Raw genomic sequence first — 18752 nt, forward strand, 5'->3', positions numbered from 1 at the left:
ACGACCGGCCCCCTCCCTATGTGTCTCAGGCGCCTGCGCTCGTTCGAGATTTCAACAGGCGATCGGAATGACGAACACACACAGGCTAGTCACCCGGGCTCACGCGGGCAATGGCACGGTTCGGGCCGCCCCCGCCGCACCGCCGCCCCCTCGGGTCACCGCACGCGGGGATCCCCCAGCGTGCCGCGGAGCCGCTGGGCCCTGAGGACCAGTTCCAGTTCGAAGCGGCGGTCCGGGTCGTCGATCTCGTCGCCCCACAACTCGCGGATCTGCCGCAGCCGGTAGCGGACGGTCTGGGGATGGACGCCGAGCCGCGCCGCCACCTCCGGCGCCCCGCCCCGGGTCTCCAGCCACGCCAGTAACGTTTCCGCGAGCCGCCGCCCGTGCGTGGGGCCGCAGTGCGTCAGCGGGGCGAGACAGCGCAGCGCGAGGTCGTCGATCAGCTCCTCCGGCTGGAGCAGCACCAGCGCCTCGGTGTGCTCGGTGCAGTGCAGCACCTCACCGGCCGGCAGCAGCTTCCGCTCCATCAGCCGCAGCGCGGCCTCCGCCCAGCGCAGCGACTTCGCCGCGTCGGCGATCGCCACCGGCGGGCCGATCGCCCCGGACCAGCCGGTGAGCGCACGGTGCAGCAGTTCGGGGCGGCCGGCCGCGTCCGGCTCGGGGATGACCATGCGGGGCTGCTCGTACTCCATGTCGAGCAGCACCCCCTGCCCCACCGCGGGCGCCACCGCCTGCCGCGCCGGGCGCAGCAGCACGCCGACGGCGACCTTCTCGGGCAGCGGCCAGCCGATCCGCGCGGCCCGCTCGGCCAGCGCGTCGGTGGGATCGCCCCGGTGCTGTTCGGTGAACAGCAGTTCCAGCAGCCGGCGTTGCAGCCGCAGCAGCTCCCCCGCCTGGCGGGCGGCGGCCTCGGCGTATCCGCGCACGGACTGGTCGACCAGACCGTCGAGGTACTCGTAGCCCGCGTCGACCAGTTCGTACATGGCGGGCGGGGGGATGTCGACGCGCTGGCCGATGTCGGCGAAGCAGCGCCAGGCCAGGCGGACGCCCAGGCGGTAGATCGCCTGGAGGGAGTCCAGTGACCGTCCGTGCAGGCCCTCGCCGCGGCCGAACTGCTGGAAGACGTCGGGCGGTACGGTCGGCCGCCCCGCCGGGTCCGCGTGCGCCAGGTGCCGGACGAAGACCTCGATGGCGCGGCGGATGCCGACGAGGGCCATGGGCTCACCGGAGTCGTCGAGGACGACGGGCAGGTGGGGGTGCTCGCGCCGGATCTCGCTCATGATGTGCTCGGCGAGCGCGGGCGCCTCGGCCAGGGCGATCTCGGCGAACCGGCGCACCTGGTGGCGCGGTACGTCGTGCCAGGCGGAGCGGGCCGTGACGGTCCGGGATGCGGCCACGGCTCAGCGCTCCCGGCCGGCCTGTTCGTAGGTGATCATGGGCGTGTTCGGCTGGTCGGGCCTGGCTTCGAGCAGGGCGACCACGCCGAGCGCGGCACCGACGGCGAGGGCCGCGGCGAGCGCGACCGTCAGCGCGGCGGCGAACAATCTGGACATCGCAGGGTCAGCCTCTCTGTCGGGAGGTTCCCCACCCCCGCACCGTGACCGACCACCCCTGTCTGTCGTGCCCCAGTGTCGGCATGGCGTTGACACCCCGTCAAGAGGGGGCCTACGGTTCCCGGCCCATACGTCCCGCGCACTTTCCTCCACGGCCTCGGCCGTCCCACGTCGAGCCGTCCCGAGCCTCTGGAGCGCCCGGATGCGCCGTACAACTTCCCCTTTCTCCCTGGTCCTGCTGGGTGCCGGCACCTTCCTGCTGGTGCTGGCACCGCTGTTGGCGTGGTACGTGCACCCACGTGCCGCGGTGAACCCCGTCGACATCGACACCACCGCCGTCTACACCGGCCGGGGCAGCGTCTTCGACACCGAGCGGATCGAGACGGTGCCCGACCGGAGGATCACCGTCACCCAGCGGGTGCGCGGTGACGTCGAGGACAGCGAGCGCAGCGGAAACGCCGTGTGGGACGTGATCACCACGGTCGACACGGACGCGTCCCTGCCGGCCGCCGACCCGCACGACGCCCTGGACTTCACCCCGCACCGCTGGGTGCTGGACCGGAAGACCACCAGGCCCGTGCACTGCTGCGAGGAGACCCCGCACATCGAGGGCGAGGCGTATCTGAAGTTCCCCTTCGACGTGCAGAAACGCTCCTACCAGTGGTGGGACAACACCCTCGGCGACACGGTCGTCATGCGCTACCGGGGCACCGCGAAGGTCCAGGGCTACACGGGGTACCGGTTCACCGGGTCGGTGCCGCCGACGAAGGCCGGCACCCGGCTGGTGCCGGGCAGCATCGTCGACCGGCCGGAGAGTCCGCAGGTGCTGGCCGAGGAGTGGTACTCCAACCACGGCATCGAGCTGATCGTCGACCAGCGCACGGGCCGGGTGCTCTACGCACAGACCGGCCCGAGGCAGACCCTGCGGGCGCCGGGCGCGGACGAGGACGCGGCCGTCCTGCTGGACGCCGAGAAGATCGCGTTCACGCCCCGCACCCAGAAGGAGGCCGTGCGCCAGGCCGAGCAGGACAGCGGCCGGCTGCGCCTGCTGGGCGAGACGCTGCCGGTCGGCGCGGCCGTGGCGGGAGGTCTCCTCGCGGCGGCCGGAGGAGTTCTGGTGGCACGCGGACGGAAGGAAGAAGAACGCCCCGAGACGCCCGGTGTGCCGCAGTCCGCGCTCACGAAATGACATGACGCCGGGTTCAACAAAGCCGGAACTTGTCACGTTCGTGAGTAGCCGTGACGAACGGCTGGGCGAAAACTGTGCAACCCCACCCGAGCACAGACCGGCCGTCCCCGTCCCGGAACCCCACGGCGCCCCACCGCGTCCCGACGTCCCCGCACTCCGAGACGAGTTGGAGCAACGATGCCCCAGCACGTACCGTCCTCCCTGCGCGTCACGCCTCCCGACGCGCCGCAGCACCCCCCGGTGCTCCCCGCCCACCCCCGCCGGATCGTCTTCCTCGCCCACCGCGACCTGGGCAATCCGTCCGCCGGCGGCTCCGAGCTGCTGGTCGACCGGCTCGCCGACGGCCTGACCCGCCTCGGCCACCAGGTCACGCTGCTGTGCGGAGGGCCCGCGTCCTTCCGTGACTACCGGGTCGTGTCGGCGGGCGGCGCCTACGACCACTACCTCCGTGCCCGTTCCGCCTTCGCCCGCCGGGTCGGCGACTGCGACCTGCTGGTCGAGGTGTGCAACGGCATGCCGTACCTGGCGCCGCTGTGGCATCACGGGCCCACCCTCTGCCTGGTCAACCACGTGCACACCGACCTGTGGCCGATGCGCTTCGGCGGTCCGCTCGCCCCGGCCGCGCGGATCGGGCGAAGACTCGAGCACTGGGCCCTGGCCGGTGCGCGCCGGCGCGGGCTGCTGGTCGCCGTCTCCCCCTCGACCGCGCACGCGCTGCACGGGCTCGGCGTGCCACGGGAGCGGATCCGGATCGTGCACAACGGTGTGGAGGAACCGGGCCCGCGCACCGCGCGTTCCCCTCAGCCGCTGTTCGTGGCCGTGGGCCGGCTCGTCGAGTACAAGCGCGTGGATCTGCTCCTGAGGCTGTGGGAGCGGGTACGGCCGGTCACCGGCGGCCGGCTGGTGATCGTCGGCGACGGCCCCGAGCGGGACCGGCTGGAGCGCCTGGCCGGACCGGACGTCGAGTTCACCGGGCATGTGTCCGAGGCGGAGAAGCACCGGTTGCTGTGCGCGGCCTGGCTGCTGCTCCATCCTTCCGCGGTGGAGGGATGGGGCCTGGTCGTCACCGAGGCGGCCGTCCGCCGGACCCCGGCGATCGCGTTCGACGTCCCCGGCCTGCGGGACTCCGTGGTGGACGGCGAGACCGGTGTGCTGGCGCGGGGCGAGTCCTCGTTCGCGGCGGCCTGGTGCACCCTCGCGCTGTCCGCGCACCGCCGGGAGCTGATGGGCGAGGCCGCCCGCGAGCACGCCGCCCGCTTCCGCTGGGACCGCACGGTGCGGCAGTTCCGGGCGGTGGCGGCCGAGGCCGTGAGGAGCCGGCAGCCGTGAGCGCCGGCGGTCTCCCCGGCCGGGCGAGGCCGGGAGCCGGACGGGGGCCGAAGGACCCGTCCCTGCGCAGGTCCCTCGCCCTCTTCCGGGCCTTCCTGCACGAGCAGGACGACCCCGACGCCTGTTACGCGCTGCTCGCCCGGGACGCCGCCGACCAGGTCGAGGCGTACGACGGCCCGGTGGCCGGCCGGATCGTGGTCGACGTCGGCGGCGGCAGCGGCCACTTCACCGAGGAGTTCCGCGCCCGCGGCGCGGACGCCTACCTGTTCGAGCCCGACGTGCGGGAGCTCGCCGAGAAACCGCCCGAGGGGACGGTGGTCGCCGACGGCTATCTGCTGCCGCTGGCCGACGGGACCGCGGACGTCACGTTCTCCTCCAACGTCCTGGAGCACGTGGCCGATCCGCAGACCTTCCTCAGCGAGCTGGCCCGGGTGACCCGCCCGGGCGGGCTGATCTACGTGTCGTTCACCAACTGGCTGTCCCCCTGGGGCGGTCACGAATGGGCCCCGTGGCACTACGCCGGGGCAGAGCGGGCCCGGGCCCGCTACCGGCGCCGTACCGGCAGGCCGGCCAAGCACACGCTCGGCGAGAACCTCTTCCCCGTGCACATCGGCACCACCCTGCGGCACGTGCGCGCCCGCGACGACGTGCGGATCGTCTCGGCGCGCTCCCGCTACTGGCCGTTCCTCACCGAGACCGTGGTCAAGGTGCCCGGCCTGCGCGAGTTCGCCACCTGGAACCTCCTCCTCATCCTCCGGCGGTGTCCCGTATGACGACCATGGTCCAGGCTCCTCCTCCGGCAGCCGTCCCCCGCACCGCGACCTCCGCGGACCCTCCCCGGGGTCCCCGGTCGCGGCGCTGGCTGCTCGGCTTCTGGGCCGTGGTGTTCGTGCTGTTCCTCGCGGTGCAGCCCGGCCGGCAGACCTTCGACACCAAGCTCGGCGTCACCGTCGACCCCGGGCGGTTCCTCGCCGACCTGGGCCAGCTGTGGCACGACCGGGGGTCGTTCGGCGGGATCTCCGACCAGTACGTGGGCTACCTGTGGCCGATGCTGCCGTTCCACTGGGTGTGCGACCTCGTGCACCTCCCGGTGTGGCTGGCGGAGCGGCTGTGGATGTCGTTGATCGTGTCGGTCGCGTTCTGGGGCGCGCTGCGGCTCGCGGAGCGGCTGCGCGTGGGCAGCGGGGCGTCCCGGCTGCTCGCGGCGGCGGCGTACGCGCTGTGGCCGGTGTTCACGACGGTCGTCGGGTCCACGTCGGCCGCCGCGCTGCCGGGCGCGTTCCTGCCCTGGGTGCTGCTGCCGCTGACGAACCAGCGGCACGCGGCCCGCGTCGCGGCGCTGCGCTCGGCACTGCTCGTGCCGTTCATGGGCGGGGTCAACGCGGCCTCGACGCTGGCCTCCCTGCTGCCCGTCGGCCTGTACCTGCTCTCCCGCCCGCCGGGGCCCCGGCAGCGCGGGCTGATCGCCTGGTGGACGCCCGCGGTGATCGTGGCGACGGCCTGGTGGTGGATCCCGCTGCTGCTGCTCGGGGCCTACGGCGAGAACTTCCTCCCCTACATCGAGACCTCGCGGACCACGACCGACACCATGGCGGCGACGGAGGCGCTGCGCGGTGCCGGGAACTGGGTGGCCTACCTCCACTTCGGTGAGGCGTGGCTGCCGGCCGGCTGGACCGTGGCCTCCTCGGTGCTCGTGATCGTCTGCTCGGCGCTCGCGGCGGGGCTGGGCCTCGCGGGGCTGGCCCGGCGGGACGTGCCGGAGCGACGCTGGCTGGTGCTGACCGTCCTGGTGACGGCGCTGGTGCTGCTCGCCGGGTACGGCGGCGCGTTCGGCGCCCCGTTCCACTCGGTGGTGCAGGACTGGCTGGACGGCTGGGCGGCGCCGTTCCGCAACATCTACAAGTTCCAGACGGGACTGGCGCTGGCGCTCGTGCTGGGCCTGGCACACGTCGTGGGCGTGGCCGCCGGGCCGCGCGCGGCCCACCGGAGGGGCCACCGCCGGTCCGCCCCGCTGATCGCCGCGGTCCTCGTCCTGCCGGGCCTGCTGTGGCCGTACCTCAACGGCTCGGTCCTGAGCCCGGGTTCGTTCCGGGAGATCCCCGCGTACTGGCAGGCCACCGCCGACTGGCTGGAGAAGTACTCCCCCGACTCGCGCGCCCTGGTCGTCCCGGCCACCGCGCACGGCATCCACACCTGGGGCTCGACCATCGACCAGCCGCTGGACGTGGTCGCCGACTCCCGCTGGGCGCAGCGCGACTACGTGCCGTTCGGCACCCCGGGCAACCGGCGCGCCATGGACGCGGTCGAGCAGGCCCTGCTGACCGGCGCCGAAGTGCCGGGCCTCGCCGACTACCTGAGCCGGGCCGGCGTCTTCTACGTCGTCGTCCGCAACGACCTCGACCCCGACCAGATCGGGCACGTGCCCACCACCACGGTCAAGCGCACCCTGGAGCAGTCCGGGTACGAGCGGGTCACCGGCCTCGGCCCGGTGACGACCGGCGGCGTGATCGCGGACGGCACCCCGCTCCAGGTCGAGGGCCTGTATCCGCGGCAGCGGGCGGTGGAGATCTACCGCCCGGCCGGCGGGGACGTCCCGCGGCCCGGGCAGGCCTCCCTGTTCCCCCTCGCCGACACCGCCGTGGTCTCCGGCGGCCCCGAGGCGCTGCTGCCGCTCGCGGACGAGCTGCGCGGCCGGCCGGCCGTGCTGACCGGCGACGCCCACCCCGGGCTCGGCACCCCGCCGGTGCAGGTGACCGGCGACGGGATGCGGCGCGCGGACACGCGGTTCGGTCTGGTCAACGCGAACACGTCGTACACGTACACGCGCGACGAGCGCAACGCGCCGGACGCCGCGCAGGACGCGGGCGAGCCGCCGCACCAGATCCTGCCGGTCGAGGGCCGGGACCACCAGACGGTGGCCGAACTGCGCGGCGCCCGCTCGGTGACGGCCTCCTCCTACGGCAACTGGCTCTTCCACCTGCCGCAGTTCGACCCGGTGAACGCCTTCGACGGCAACCCGGACACCGCGTGGACGGAGGGCTCGGCCGACTCCCCGGACGGGCAGTGGCTGCGCATCGCCTTCTCCGACCGCTACGACATGCCGGACTCCCTCGGCGTCACCCCGCTGCCGCAGGACGGCGTGCGGGCGGCGGCGACACGGGTGCGGGTGGAGACGGAGAACGGGTCCGCGACCAGTTTCCTCCGGGCCAACGGCAGCAAGCAGCGGATCGAGGCGCCCGCGGGCCCGACGGACTGGATGAGACTGACGATCGTCGACTCGACGGCCGAGCGCGCCGGTCTGACCGGCGCGGGCTTCTCCGAGATCGCCCTGCCCGACGTGCGGGTGACCCGGCTGCTGCGGCTGCCCACCGACGCGGAGAAGTCCACCGCCACCGCCGAGGTCGTCTCCCTGCACCGCGCCGCCGACCCCACGGGCCTGTCCGTCGTGGGCACCGAGGCGGGACTGCACCGCCGGTTCACCACGGGTTCGGCGGGGACGTACGAGGTGCGGGCGAGCGCGGTGGCGGTGCCGGGCGAGGCCCTGGACCGGCTGCTGTACGAGGTGGCGCCCGAGCAGCGGAGCCGGATCGTCGCCACCGCCGACTCCACCGCCCGCCTCGGCGCCGGCCTGTCGGCGCGCAACCTCACCGACGGCGACCTGACCACGGCGTGGATCGCGGGCGACCGGCCGACCATCCACCTCGGCTGGGAGGGCAAGCAGCCGGTCGGCGAGGTGGTGCTGGCGCCCGCCGGGGGCCTGTCCACCCGGGCCGCCGAGGTGCACATCAGCTCCCCGGACGGCGCGGCGATCGCCGGCGTGGACGAGAACGGCTGGGTCCGCTTCCCGCCGATCACCACCGACCGGCTCGACATCACGGTCACCGAGACCGCCCCGCTCACCCTGCACAACCCGGTCGTCGACGAGGACCTGCAGCTCCCGGTGGGCCTCACGGAGGCGTACGTCCCGGCCCTCGACCGGTACCGCACCCCACAGCCGTCCGGCACCCGGGAGGTCTCGCTGCCGTGCGGCGAGGGACCGGTGCTGGCGGTGGACGGCGCGCTGTACGAGACGAGCGTGCGGGGCACGGTGCGGGATCTGGTGGAGCGCCGCCCGGTCGAGGTGACACCGTGTCAGGGGGGCCGGGACGACCGGGAGCTGGAGCTGTCCGCCGGTGAGCACCAGGTCGAGGGCGGTGACACGGGCCCGCTGGCGCTGACCGAGGTGACCCTGACCCGCGGGACGGTGCCCCGGGTCGCGGACTCCGGACGCCGGCTGGAGGTCCGGGACTGGCTCGGCGACCGCCGCGAGGTCACCGTCGGCTCGGGCGCGGCCTCGTACCTCACGACGTACGAGAACCACAACGACGGCTGGACGGCCACCCTGAACGGCGAGGAGCTCACGCCGCTGCGGCTGGACGGCTGGCAGCAGGGCTGGCGGATCCCGGCGGGCGCGGGCGGCACGGTGAAGCTGTCCTACGAGCCGGCCACGACGTACGACGCCGGGCTGGTCGGCAGCGGGGCCGGGATCGCGGTGCTGATCGGGCTGGTGCTGTGGCGCCGGAACGCCGAGAACCCCGACGAGCCGCAGCCGGCCCCGCCGCCGCCCGGCCCGTGGCTCGGCACGGTGGCACTGGCACCGGTCGGCGTGGTGATCGCGGGCTGGTGGGCGCTGCTGGTCCCGGCGCTGGCGCTGTTGGCGTGGCGCCGGCCCGCGCTGCTCGCGCCGGTCGCGTTCGCGGCCCTCGCGGGGGCGGGCGTGGCGGCGGCGCTCGGGGCCGGGGAGCCGGTGGGCGCCGGCACCGGAGCGTACGGGCACGTGGCCCAGCTCCTGGCGCTGGCCGGGTTGTTCGCCGCGCTGGTGGGCCTCGGTGCGCCGCGCGAGCGGGCGGAGCCGGCCCGGGAGCCGGGCGGGCCGGCGGACGGGCCGGGGTCGACGGCGGTGCTGCCGCCGGTGCCCGCGGCCACCACCGGGCCCCACGCGTCCGGACCGCCGCCGGTCCCGCGGGCACCCGCCTCGCCGCCGTCACCCGCCGCGGCGCCTCCTCGTGCCCCGGAGGCGCCCCCCGCCTCCGGCCCGCCCACGCGGCGGCTGCCCGGGACACCGGGTGGTCCGGGCAGGGGCGGCCCCGCGGACCCGGGGAAGGGCGGCCCCGCATGACCGCTCCCCCGCGCATCCCCTTCCCCGTCGTCGACGAGGTGTCCCGGCACTGCCGGCAGGAGGCGGAGCCGGAGACCGTCCACATCGAGGTGCACCTGACCGGGCACCTGGACCCCGTCCGCCTGCGCAAGGCGTTCACGGAGGCGCTGCGCCGGCACCCGCGCATCCTCGTGCGCGAGGCCCCGGGCCCCTGGTACCGGCGCCGCTACGAGTGGGAGCTGACCGAGGGGCCGGACGTGGAGGCGGTGAGCTTCCCGCCCCCGGGGAAGGACGCCCTGCGGGACGCCCGGGCCCGGGCGCTGGCCCAGGCGCCCCCGCTCACCGCGTCCCCGCCGGTCCGCCTGGAGGTGGTGGACGGCGCGGTGGCGGACGGCGGGCGGGGCTCGGTGCTCGTCCTCACCCTCAACCACACCGCCCTCGACGGCCCCGCCTGCCTCCGGGTCCTGGCCACCGCCGCCGAGGTGTACGGCGGCCGGGACAACGCCCCCGCCGCCCCGCCGGTCCGCCCTCCCGGGACACCGCAGGGCCCGCCGGCCGTGCCCTCCCCCTGGGCGCCGCCCGCCCGGGTGGCCCCCGGCACACCCGAGCGGTCCCCGGGCAACGGCATGCTCGTCGCCGAACTCCCGCTGCCGCACCGGCCGAAGGGCTCCCCGTACACCGTGAACGACCAGCTCATGGTCGCCACGGCCCTGACGCTCGCCCACTGGAACCGGGAGCGCGGCGCCGCCCGCCGGCCCCTGCGCATCACCATGCCGGTGGACGACCGGCCCCGGGACGCGACCATGCCGATCGGCAACGGCACCCGGCTGGTCGACGTGCCCTTCGCGCCGGACGAGCTGGACACGGCCGACCTGCCCGGACTGCTGCGCCGCACCGCCCTGCGCACCCGCGCCCTGAAGTCCCTCCCCCGGCCCCAGCTCGGCCACGGCGCCGCCCTGCTCACCGCGCCCTGGGCGCCGGTCGCCTGCCGTGCCGCCCTCACCCGCGCCCTGCGCCGGGCGGCGGCACCCTGGACGTCGACCACGCTGCTCAGCAACATCGGCCGGGTCCCGTACCCGCTGGACTTCGGCGAGGAGGCCGGGCGGGCGCACGCCGTGTGGTTCTCGGCGCCGGCCCGGATGCCCCGCGGTCTCACCTTCACCACCGCCTCCACCGCGGGCCGGCTCCACCTGGCCCTGCGCTGGTCCCGCACGCTGCTCGGCCCCGGCGACGGCGCGTATCTGCGCGATCTCTTCGAGCACCATCTGCACACCACGGAGGCGACCTGAGTGACGACCACCGCACCCCCGCCCCGCGACCTGCGCGACTTCTACGAGAACCCCGCCGTCCCCGTGGCCTCCGGCCCCTCCCGCAGCCGCCGCCAGGCCCGCATGCTGGCCCGGGCGCTCGGCCCGGCCGGCGCCGGGGGCCCGCGGACGATCCTCGACATCGGCTGCGGCGACGGCTCCGCCGCGGCCACCGCCGCCCCCTTCCTGCGCGGCCACCGCCTCGTCGGCGTCGACTGGTCCCAGGACGCCCTGACCCGCGCCCGCACCCGGCTGCCGTACGCGGTGCGCGGCGAACTCACCGGCGACGGGCTGCCGTTCGCCTCCGCGTCGGCCGACGCGGTGCTCTTCGGCGAGGTCGTCGAGCACCTCGTCGACCCGGACGCGGCGCTCGACGAGATCCGCCGCGTCCTGCGCCCCGGCGGCCACCTGATGCTGTCCACGCCGAACCTGGCCGCCTGGTACAACCGCGTGCTGCTGCTGGCCGGGGTGCAGCCGGTCTTCTCCGAGGTCAGCCTGCGCGGCATCCACGGCCGGCCGGGCACGGAGGTGGTCGGCCACCTGCGGCTCTACACGGCCCGCGCGCTGCGGGAGTTCGTCACCGCGTCCGGTTTCACCGTCGTACGCCTCGAGGGCGCCCCCTTCCACGGGGTCCCGCGTGCGCTGCGGCCGCTGGACCGGCTGGCCTGTGCCGGACCCTCGCTCGCGTCGATCCTGCTGCTGCACGCGCGGAAGACGTGAGGGGGCCGGGGGGTCATGTGGTGGGCAGTGGCCGCCGCCCTGGTGGCGAACGTCCTCTACAGCGGCGGATTCGTCCTGGAGAAGCGGGCGCTCGCCGCCCTGCCCGAAGTGTCGGTCCGGCGGCCCGCGCGGCTGCTGCGGCTGGTGCTGGGCAGCCCGCTGTGGATCGGCGGCGCGCTGGCGCTCGCGGCCGGGTTCGCCGCCCAGCTGGTGGTGTACCGCACGCTGCCGATCGCCGCCGCGCAGGGCCTCTTCGTCTCCGGCCTGGTGCTCCTCGTCCTGCTGTCGGCCCGGCTGCTGGGCGAGGAGACCAGCGGCCGGGAGCGGTACGCGCTGGGTGCCGTCCTGCTCGCGCTGCTGATGGTGGTGCTGTCGCTGCGCGAGGGCGGCCCGGGCGCCGACACCGTGGGCCGCGCGGCGCCGTATCCGCTGATCCTGCTGGTGTGCGTGCCGTCGCTGGCGGCCGGGGTGTGGCTGTACGCGGCCGCCGAGCGCCGGGCCCGCCGCCGCCACCGGATGCCGACGACGGGCGTCGAGTACGGCGTGGCCGTCGGCCTGCTCTACGGCGTCAGCTCGCTCGCCGTCAAGGGGGTGTCGGGCCACCTGGCCGCCGGGGGCGTCGGCGGCGCGGTGCCGGCCCTGCTGCGCTCCCCGTATCCGTATCTGCTGCTGTTCACCGGCGCGTTCGGTCTGGTGATGTCGCAGGCGGCGCTCCAGCGCTGCCGGGCCTCGCTGATCGTGCCGGTGTGCACGACCGTCTCCTGTCTGTTCTCGGCGGTGCTCGGCACGCTGTCGTTCGGCGAGGAACTTCCCGACGAACCGCTGCGGCTGGCGTTGCGCGTCGCGGGCACGGTGCTCGCGGTCGCCGTGCTGCTGGCCATGCCGAAACACGACACCGCCCGGGAACCGGCCGCCGAAACCGAGGAGTTGAGAGCCCGTGAATCCCGACGACCCGCTGCTGCGGATCCTGGCCTGCCCGCTCGACAAGGGCCCGCTGCACCTGCTGTCCCCCGCCCCCGACGCGGACCGTGAGGAGGGGGGCGAGGAGGGAGCGGACGGACGGTCGGCGCGGGAGGAGGCCCTGTACAACCCGCGCCTGCGCCGCCGCTACCCGATCGTCGACGGCATCCCGCAGCTGCTGCCGTCGTCCGGGGAGCAGGTCCCGGACGAGGAGCACGAGGAGCTGCTGACCCGCATGTCCCCCGCCCCCTCACGGGAGACGGCGCCGTGACGCGTCCCGCGCCCCGGGCGTCCCGGACCCCGGCCGCCCGTGCGGCGTCCTTCCTGCCCACCCGTGCGGTGGCCTTCGCGGCCCGGACGGTCTACCCCCGCTTCGAGCCCGAGCTGGCCCGGCTCGCCGACCTGTGCCCGCCGGACTGCGGCACGGCGGTGGACGTCGGCGGCTGGTACGGCCCGTGGACACGCCGGCTGGCCCGGCGCGCCCGGCGCGTGGTGACCGTCGAGCCGGTCCCCCACCTGGCGCGGCTGCTCACCGCCACCGCCCCGCCGAACGTACGGGTGGTCCGCGCGGCGGCCTCCGACCGCCCCGGCACGGCCCGGCTGTGGCTGCCGCCGGACGACGGCGGCGACCGGGGCGTGTCGTCCCTGGTCCGCCGGGACATCCACGGTCACTTCCTGGACGTCTCCTGCGTCACGCTGGACGGACTCGGCCTGAAGGACGTCGGCTTCGTGAAGATCGACGTGGACGGCAACGAGTCGGCGGTGCTGCGCGGGGCGGCCGGCGTCCTGGCCCGCGACCGCCCGGCGCTGTTCGTGGAGCTGGAGTCCCGCATCCAGCCCGTCGCCCCCGTGGTGACGTATCTGTCGCTCCTCGGCTACGACGGCTGGGTCCTGCCCGCCGGCACCTGGGTCCCGCTGTCCCGCTTCCCCCTGGAGGCCCACCAGGCCCGCACCTCGTACGTCGCCTCGCGCGGCCTGCTCCGCCGGGTGCTGCCCTTCGGCCCGCTGCGGGGTCCGCGCTACGTCAACTCGGTGCTGTTCCTCCCGGACGGCCGCCGCCCCGGCGGGGCGCGGGTGGGCGACGATGGTTCCCATGCCCCCCGCTAGCCCCTTCACCGCGCTCGACTTCCAGCTGGTCCTGCTGCGCCGCATGGCCGACTTCAACCCGGACCTGGTGGAGGACGCCCGGCACGCGCTGGGCGCCTCCCCCGCCCGGATGCGCGAGGCCAACAAGCGCTGGCAGGCGATGGTCCGCTCCCCGCGCTCCCGCCCGGCGCTCTCCCGGTACCGCTCCGTCCTCGGCGAGCCGGAGTCCCGGACCCCGCGCCGGATCGGCGACCTCGACTGCGAGGCGTGGCAGTGGCCGGTCCCGCTCTGGCCCGACCTGCGCTTCGAGGTCCTGACCGCTCCCGGGGGCGCCGTCTGGAACGAGTGGCTGGTCCGCGCACCGGGCGCCGAGCCGTCCGCCCCGCGCTCGCTGGAGGACCTGACGCCCTGGTCCTGCACGGTGGACGAGGCCGCCCGCGCCTTCCCCCCGGCCCGCCCCCTGGAGGGCACGGCCCCCACCCGCTGGGGCCTCGCCCTCACCGCACCGGACGCCCGCGGCGAACGCCACGAGGTGGTCGCGGAGTTCACCTGGGGCCTGCTGCAGCGTGCGGTGGTCGGCGACCCGCGCCGGCGGCCCTGAGGATCTCCTCCACCACGCGCGGCACCGACTCCGGGTGCAGCGCCAGGAACAGGTTCGGCTCGACCAGCTCCAGCTCCATCACCCGCGGCCGGCCGTCCTCGCCGTCCACCAGGTCGACACGTGCGTAGAGCAGCTCGGGTGCCCCCGGGACGGCGGCCAACGCCCTCTCCGCGACGGCGAGTTCGGCAGAAGTGGGGGTCCAGGCGGTCAGCCCGGGGTGGGCGACCTTGCGCTGGTCGTAGGGCGTCCCGGGCGCGAGCACCGCTTGCTTGCGGCTGGCGTGCAGCAGGCGCCCGCCGAAGAACTGCAGCGCCCGCTCACCGGCGGTGTCGATGCCGCGCACGTACGGCTGCACCATCGCGGTGAGTCCTTCGGCGTGCATCCGCCGCAGGTGCCGTACGGCCGTGTCGTGCTCGTCGGGCGTGTAGCGGGCGGCGAACCGGGCGCCCGCGCCGGAGGCCGGCTTGACGACGTACTCGTGGTCGGCCGGGAGGCCGGCCGGGTCCCCCGGGGCCAGGTAGCGGGTGGGGACGACCGGCACGCCGGCCGCCGCGAGGTCCCCGAGGTAGCGCTTGTCGGTGTTCCACCGCACCACGTCCGCCGGATTGGCCAGCCGCGTGGCCTTGCCGCACCGCTCGGCCCACGCGGTGAACTCGGCGGCCCGCCAGCTGTAGTCCCAGGTCGAGCGGATCACGGCGAGGTCGAAGCCGCTCCAGTCGACCTCCCCGTGGTCCCACGCCACGGCGGACGCCCCGGCTCCGGCCTCCTGGAGCGCCCGCACCAGGACCGGCAGGTCCCGGTCCTCGGCCACCTCGGGTCCGGGCCGGCAGGTCACGAGCGCGATGCGGGGCACGGCGGACTCCCTCTGGTACGAACGGCCGGTCGAACCGGCAGGCTAACAACCGTCCCGGGAACCGGGACAGCCCGCTTGACCTTCACCTTCGGTGAAGCCCCGGCATCGGTGGCGGAACACGAGGCGACTGCGAGGCGCAAGGGGGGACCCGTGGGGATGCCGACGATCGGCGCGTTCGCGAAGGCGTGCCGGCTGTCCCCGAAGGCGCTGCGCCTGTACGACGAGCTGGACCTGCTGCGGCCCGCCCGGGTGGAGGCGGAGACGTCCGTACGCCGGGATCTCGCCGCGTTCCCGGTCGAACACCTCACGGAAGAGCCGCGAAGGGACACCACCATGAACACGCTGGAGCTGCGCCACCACGCCCACTCCGACCGGGGCCGCGTCCGCCCCGCCAACCAGGACACGGCCCACGCGGGCGGCCGGCTGCTGGCCGTGGCCGGCGGCTTCGCTCCGGCGAGCGGTGCGGCGGTGGAGGCGCTGCGGTTCCTGGACACGCGGGAGGCACCGGCGGGCGGTGTCCTCGACCTCCTGGAGGACGCGGTCCAGGGCGCGGCGCAGGCGGTGCGCGACGCGGCGGACGGCACGGAGGAGGCGGGCACCACGCTGATCACCGCGGCCAACGAGGCCGGCGGCCCGGACGACGTCAGCTGCGGGGTGGCGGACGTGGTGGAACGGGCCGCCTGAGGCACGGCGGGCCGAGGTGCGGCGGGCGGTGGTGTGGACGGTGACGTCCCGACCGGCTTGGGTAGGACGTCCAGGCACCGACCGCGCCGCCCCTCACCGGCCACGACACCCAAGGAGTACGCCGCGTGTCCTCTCTCTTCCCGGCTCTCTTCCCGGCCCTGGCCGACGGCCCGGCCGCCGGCCGGCCCGCCCTGCGGTTCGGCGAGCGCTCACTGACGTACGGGGAACTCGCCGCGGCGGCCGGCGCGGTGGCCGGGGGGCTCGGGCGGGCGCGCCGGGTCGCCGTCTGGGCGACGCCGACGCTGGAGACCGCGGTGGCCGTGACCGCCGCGCTGACCGCCGGGGTGACCGTCGTGCCGCTCAACCCCAGGTCGGGCGAGAAGGAGCTCGGTCACATCCTGTCCGACAGCGCCCCGGACCTGGTGCTCACCGCGGCCGGCCCGGAACTCCCCGCCCCGCTGGGAGACCTGCCCCGCGTCGACGTGGACCCCGCGGTCAGGGCCCCGGGGACGCTCCCCGACGACCGCGCCCGGGGGGAGGACGACCCCGCCCTGATCGTCTACACCTCCGGTACCACCGGCCCGCCCAAGGGCGCCGTCCTGCCCCGCCGCGCGGTCGCCGCGACCCTGGACGCGCTCGCCGACGCCTGGCGGTGGACCGGTGACGACGTCCTGGTGCACGGACTCCCGCTGTTCCACGTGCACGGGCTCGTCCTCGGCACGCTCGGCCCGCTGCGCCGCGGCGGGTCCGTGCGCCACCTCGGCCGGTTCACCACCGAGGGCGTGGCACGCGAGCTGAACGACGGCGCGACCATGCTGTTCGGCGTGCCGACGATGTACCACCGCGTCGCGGAGGCGCTGCCCGCCGATCCGGAGCTGGTCAAGGCGCTGGCCGGGGCGCGGCTGCTGGTGTCGGGCTCCGCCGCGCTGCCGGTGCACGACCACGAGCGGATCGCGGCGGCGACCGGGCGCCGCGTCATCGAGCGGTACGGCATGACGGAGACCCTGATGAACACCGCCGTCCGCGCGGACGGCGAGGCCCGGCCGGGCACGGTGGGCGTGCCGCTGCCGGGCGTGGAACTGCGGCTGGTGGAGGAGGACGGGACGCCGGTGACGGCGTACGACGGCGGGACCGTCGGCGAGATCCAGGTGCGCGGGCCGAACCTGTTCACCGAGTACCTCAACCGCCCCGACGCCACGGCCGCCGCCTTCACCGCCGACGGCTGGTTCCGCACCGGCGACATGGCGGTGCGCGACCCCGACGGCTACGTCCGGATCGTCGGCCGCAAGGCCACCGACCTGATCAAGAGCGGGGGGTACAAGATCGGTGCGGGCGAGATCGAGAACGCGCTGCTGGAGCATCCGGGCGTGCGGGAGGCCGCGGTCACCGGGGAGCCGGACGCCGACCTGGGCGAGCGGATCGTGGCGTGGGTGGTACCGGCGGATCCGCACTCCCCGCCCGGACCGGAGGAGCTGGCCGAGCACGTGGCCCGTCGTCTCGCGCCGCACAAGCGCCCGCGCGTCGTGCACCACCTGGACTCCCTCCCCCGCAACGACATGGGCAAGATCATGAAGCGGGCGCTGCGCCGTGGCTGACACGGCCGAGCGTCTCTCCGCCCGTGAGGCCGTCGCCCTGGTCACCGACGACTTCTCCGAACTGCCCGCCCCCACCAGGGGATCCGCTCCCGACGGTCCCCTCGCCTGGCCCGGTTACGACGCCGCCCGGGCCCGCGCCGCCGAACGCACCGGTGAGCAGGAGTCCGTGGTCTGCGGCACCGCCCGGGTCGGGGGCACCCGGGCCGTGCTCGTCGCGTTCGAGTTCGGCTTCCTCGGCGGCTCGCTCGGCGTGCGCACCGGCGACCGTCTGGAGGCGGCGTACGCCTACGCCCGCGAGCACCGCCTGCCGGTCGTCCCGCTGGTCGCCACCGGTGGCAGCCGGATGCAGGAGGGCATGCTCGCCCTCACCCAGCTCCAGCGCGTGGCCCGCGCGTCGGCGCTCACCCGGGAGGCGGGGCTGCCGCAGGTGGCGGTGCTGCGGGATCCGACCACCGGCGGCGGCTGGGCCACCCTGGGCGCGGGTGCCGACGTGGTCCTCGCCCTGCCCGGGGCCCAGATCGGCTTCGCCGGCTCACGGGTGCGGCCGGCGGACGCGGACCCGGCGGCGTACACGGCCGAGGCGCAGGTGGCGGCGGGGGCGGCGGACGCGGTGGTGCGGCCGGAGGCGCTGCGGGAGACGCTGGGACGGTGGCTGCGGCTGCTGACCCGCCCGTCGACCGCACCGGCTCCGCCGCCGGCGTCCCTGGGCGCACCGGACCTGCCGGCCACCGGCTGGGACGCCGTCCGGCGCGCCCGTTCGCCGCGACGCCCGCGCGCCGCCGCCTACTTGGACGCCTACTTCGCCCACCGCGTCACGATCGGCGGCGACCGCTGCGGCGGTACGGACCCCGACGGCGTGCTCTGCGGCTTCGGTGAGCACGAGGGCCGTACGGTCGCCTACGCGGCGCAGACCGGGGCGGCGACCCGTCCGGCCGGGTACCGCACCGCCGCCCGCCTGGTCCGGCTCGCGGACCGGCTCGGCATCCCGGTGCTGACCCTGGTGGACACGCCGGGCGCGGCCAACGACGCGGAGGCGGAGCGGCAGGGGGCGGGAGCGGCGATCGCCGGCCTGTTCGGCGCGGTGGCCGCCGCCCGCACCCCGGTCACCACGCTCGTCATCGGCGAGGGCGGTTCGGGCGGCGCGCTGGCCCTGGCTGCTCCCGGCAACACCTGGGTCACCCCGGACAGTTACTTCTCGGTGATCGCCCCGGAGCTCGCGGCGGCGATCCTCAAGCGCTCCCCGGCGGAGGCGGAGACCACGGCCGGCCAACTCCGCATCCGTCCGCAGGACCTGGTGGACCTGGGGGTGGTCCGGGGCGTCGTCGGCCCCGCACCCGAACAGGGGAGCACGTGTCCCCCCGGAACAGGTGGTCGTCACCCGTGAGGGCGGATGCGACCCAAGCGATTGACGATACGCACGGTGTGCGAATGGCGGGCTGCGGACCGTAGTCACACGGGTCCCACTGACGTACCACCGCAAGGAGAACGCACGATCATGAACCTTCTCACCGACGTCCTCGCCGGCCTCGTCCGCTTCGCCGGCCGGCTGGTCTGACGCCCGGGGAAGAAGCGACCGCGGCGCCGTCTCCCCGTCCCGGGGAGGCGGCGCCACTCGCGTGCCCCGGCACCGCACGGCCCGCGCGTCGGGGCAAGCACCTTACGTAACATAGGAGTTCACCGGGATCGCACACAGCGGGGGGAGCGCGCGGCGCCATGGACGGGTTGATGCAGTTCAGGA

The 18752-nt window shown here is 75.5% G+C and carries 15 protein-coding genes and 1 pseudogene; 13 read left to right on the top strand and 3 right to left on the bottom strand.

Going from position 1 to position 18752, the window contains the following annotated elements:
* Positions 1-155: 155 nt before the first annotated feature.
* A complete protein-coding gene (locus RIM90_RS14340) occupies positions 156-1337 on the bottom strand; it encodes a helix-turn-helix domain-containing protein (RefSeq protein WP_375165445.1) in 1182 nt (393 codons plus the stop codon).
* A gap of 63 nt (positions 1338-1400) precedes the next feature.
* A complete protein-coding gene (locus RIM90_RS14345) occupies positions 1401-1553 on the bottom strand; it encodes a hypothetical protein (protein WP_309061072.1) in 153 nt (50 codons plus the stop codon).
* A gap of 202 nt (positions 1554-1755) precedes the next feature.
* Here RIM90_RS14345 and RIM90_RS14350 point away from each other — a divergent pair, with 202 nt between their 5' ends.
* The 10 genes from RIM90_RS14350 to RIM90_RS14395 all read left to right on the top strand — a co-directional run bounded on the left by RIM90_RS14350 (position 1756) and on the right by RIM90_RS14395 (position 13882).
* Positions 1756-2742 carry a DUF3068 domain-containing protein gene (locus RIM90_RS14350; RefSeq protein WP_309061073.1) on the top strand — a complete coding sequence of 329 codons (987 nt, stop codon included), beginning with the start codon at positions 1756-1758 and terminating at the stop codon, positions 2740-2742.
* 177 nt (positions 2743-2919) lie between these two features.
* On the top strand, positions 2920-4071 hold the full coding sequence (locus RIM90_RS14355; RefSeq protein WP_309061074.1) for a glycosyltransferase family 4 protein: 1152 nt from the start codon (positions 2920-2922) through the stop codon (positions 4069-4071).
* On the top strand, positions 4068-4844 hold the full coding sequence (locus RIM90_RS14360) for a class I SAM-dependent methyltransferase (protein WP_309061075.1): 777 nt from the start codon (positions 4068-4070) through the stop codon (positions 4842-4844). The genes RIM90_RS14355 and RIM90_RS14360 overlap by 4 nt, the downstream gene beginning before the upstream one ends.
* Complete coding sequence (locus tag RIM90_RS14365; protein ID WP_309061084.1) at positions 4841-9229, top strand: alpha-(1->3)-arabinofuranosyltransferase family protein; 4389 nt, start codon at positions 4841-4843, stop codon at positions 9227-9229. Before RIM90_RS14360 ends, RIM90_RS14365 begins: the two co-directional genes overlap by 4 nt.
* The gene (locus tag RIM90_RS14370; RefSeq protein WP_309061076.1) at positions 9226-10497 is read left to right on the top strand and encodes a condensation protein; all 1272 of its coding nucleotides are present in this window, start codon (positions 9226-9228) and stop codon (positions 10495-10497) included. Before RIM90_RS14365 ends, RIM90_RS14370 begins: the two co-directional genes overlap by 4 nt.
* Positions 10498-11235 carry a class I SAM-dependent methyltransferase gene (locus RIM90_RS14375; protein ID WP_309061077.1) on the top strand — a complete coding sequence of 246 codons (738 nt, stop codon included), beginning with the start codon at positions 10498-10500 and terminating at the stop codon, positions 11233-11235.
* A gap of 15 nt (positions 11236-11250) precedes the next feature.
* Positions 11251-12267 (top strand): hypothetical protein, encoded by a 1017-nt coding sequence (locus tag RIM90_RS14380; protein ID WP_309061078.1) that lies wholly within the window; start codon positions 11251-11253, stop codon positions 12265-12267.
* Positions 12173-12466 (top strand): Trm112 family protein, encoded by a 294-nt coding sequence (locus tag RIM90_RS14385; protein WP_309061079.1) that lies wholly within the window; start codon positions 12173-12175, stop codon positions 12464-12466. Before RIM90_RS14380 ends, RIM90_RS14385 begins: the two co-directional genes overlap by 95 nt.
* Before the next feature lie 68 nt (positions 12467-12534).
* Entirely contained in the window at positions 12535-13302 is a 768-nt protein-coding gene (locus tag RIM90_RS14390) for an FkbM family methyltransferase (RefSeq protein WP_309061085.1), read from the top strand.
* Positions 13280-13882 carry a hypothetical protein gene (locus RIM90_RS14395; RefSeq protein ID WP_309061080.1) on the top strand — a complete coding sequence of 201 codons (603 nt, stop codon included), beginning with the start codon at positions 13280-13282 and terminating at the stop codon, positions 13880-13882. The genes RIM90_RS14390 and RIM90_RS14395 overlap by 23 nt, the downstream gene beginning before the upstream one ends.
* Here RIM90_RS14395 and RIM90_RS14400 read toward each other — a convergent pair.
* Positions 13827-14735: a hypothetical protein gene (locus RIM90_RS14400; RefSeq protein ID WP_309061081.1), complete on the bottom strand. Its 909-nt coding sequence runs from the start codon at positions 14733-14735 to the stop codon at positions 13827-13829. The two genes, RIM90_RS14395 and RIM90_RS14400, sit on opposite strands and share 56 nt — an antisense overlap.
* Positions 14736-14891: 156 nt before the next feature.
* Between RIM90_RS14400 and RIM90_RS14405 the strand changes: the two are divergent.
* The 3 genes and pseudogenes from RIM90_RS14405 to RIM90_RS14415 all read left to right on the top strand — a co-directional run.
* A pseudogene (locus RIM90_RS14405) lies at positions 14892-15341 on the top strand (MerR family DNA-binding transcriptional regulator); the annotation flags it as partial.
* A 203-nt stretch (positions 15342-15544) separates the two neighbouring features.
* A complete protein-coding gene (locus tag RIM90_RS14410) occupies positions 15545-17014 on the top strand; it encodes an acyl-CoA synthetase (protein WP_309061082.1) in 1470 nt (489 codons plus the stop codon).
* The gene (locus RIM90_RS14415; RefSeq protein ID WP_309061083.1) at positions 17007-18398 is read left to right on the top strand and encodes a carboxyl transferase domain-containing protein; all 1392 of its coding nucleotides are present in this window, start codon (positions 17007-17009) and stop codon (positions 18396-18398) included. Before RIM90_RS14410 ends, RIM90_RS14415 begins: the two co-directional genes overlap by 8 nt.
* Positions 18399-18752: the final 354 nt, after the last annotated feature.

Source organism: Streptomyces sp. (genome assembly GCF_031181555.1).
Classification (GTDB): domain Bacteria; phylum Actinomycetota; class Actinomycetes; order Streptomycetales; family Streptomycetaceae; genus Streptomyces; species Streptomyces fimbriatus.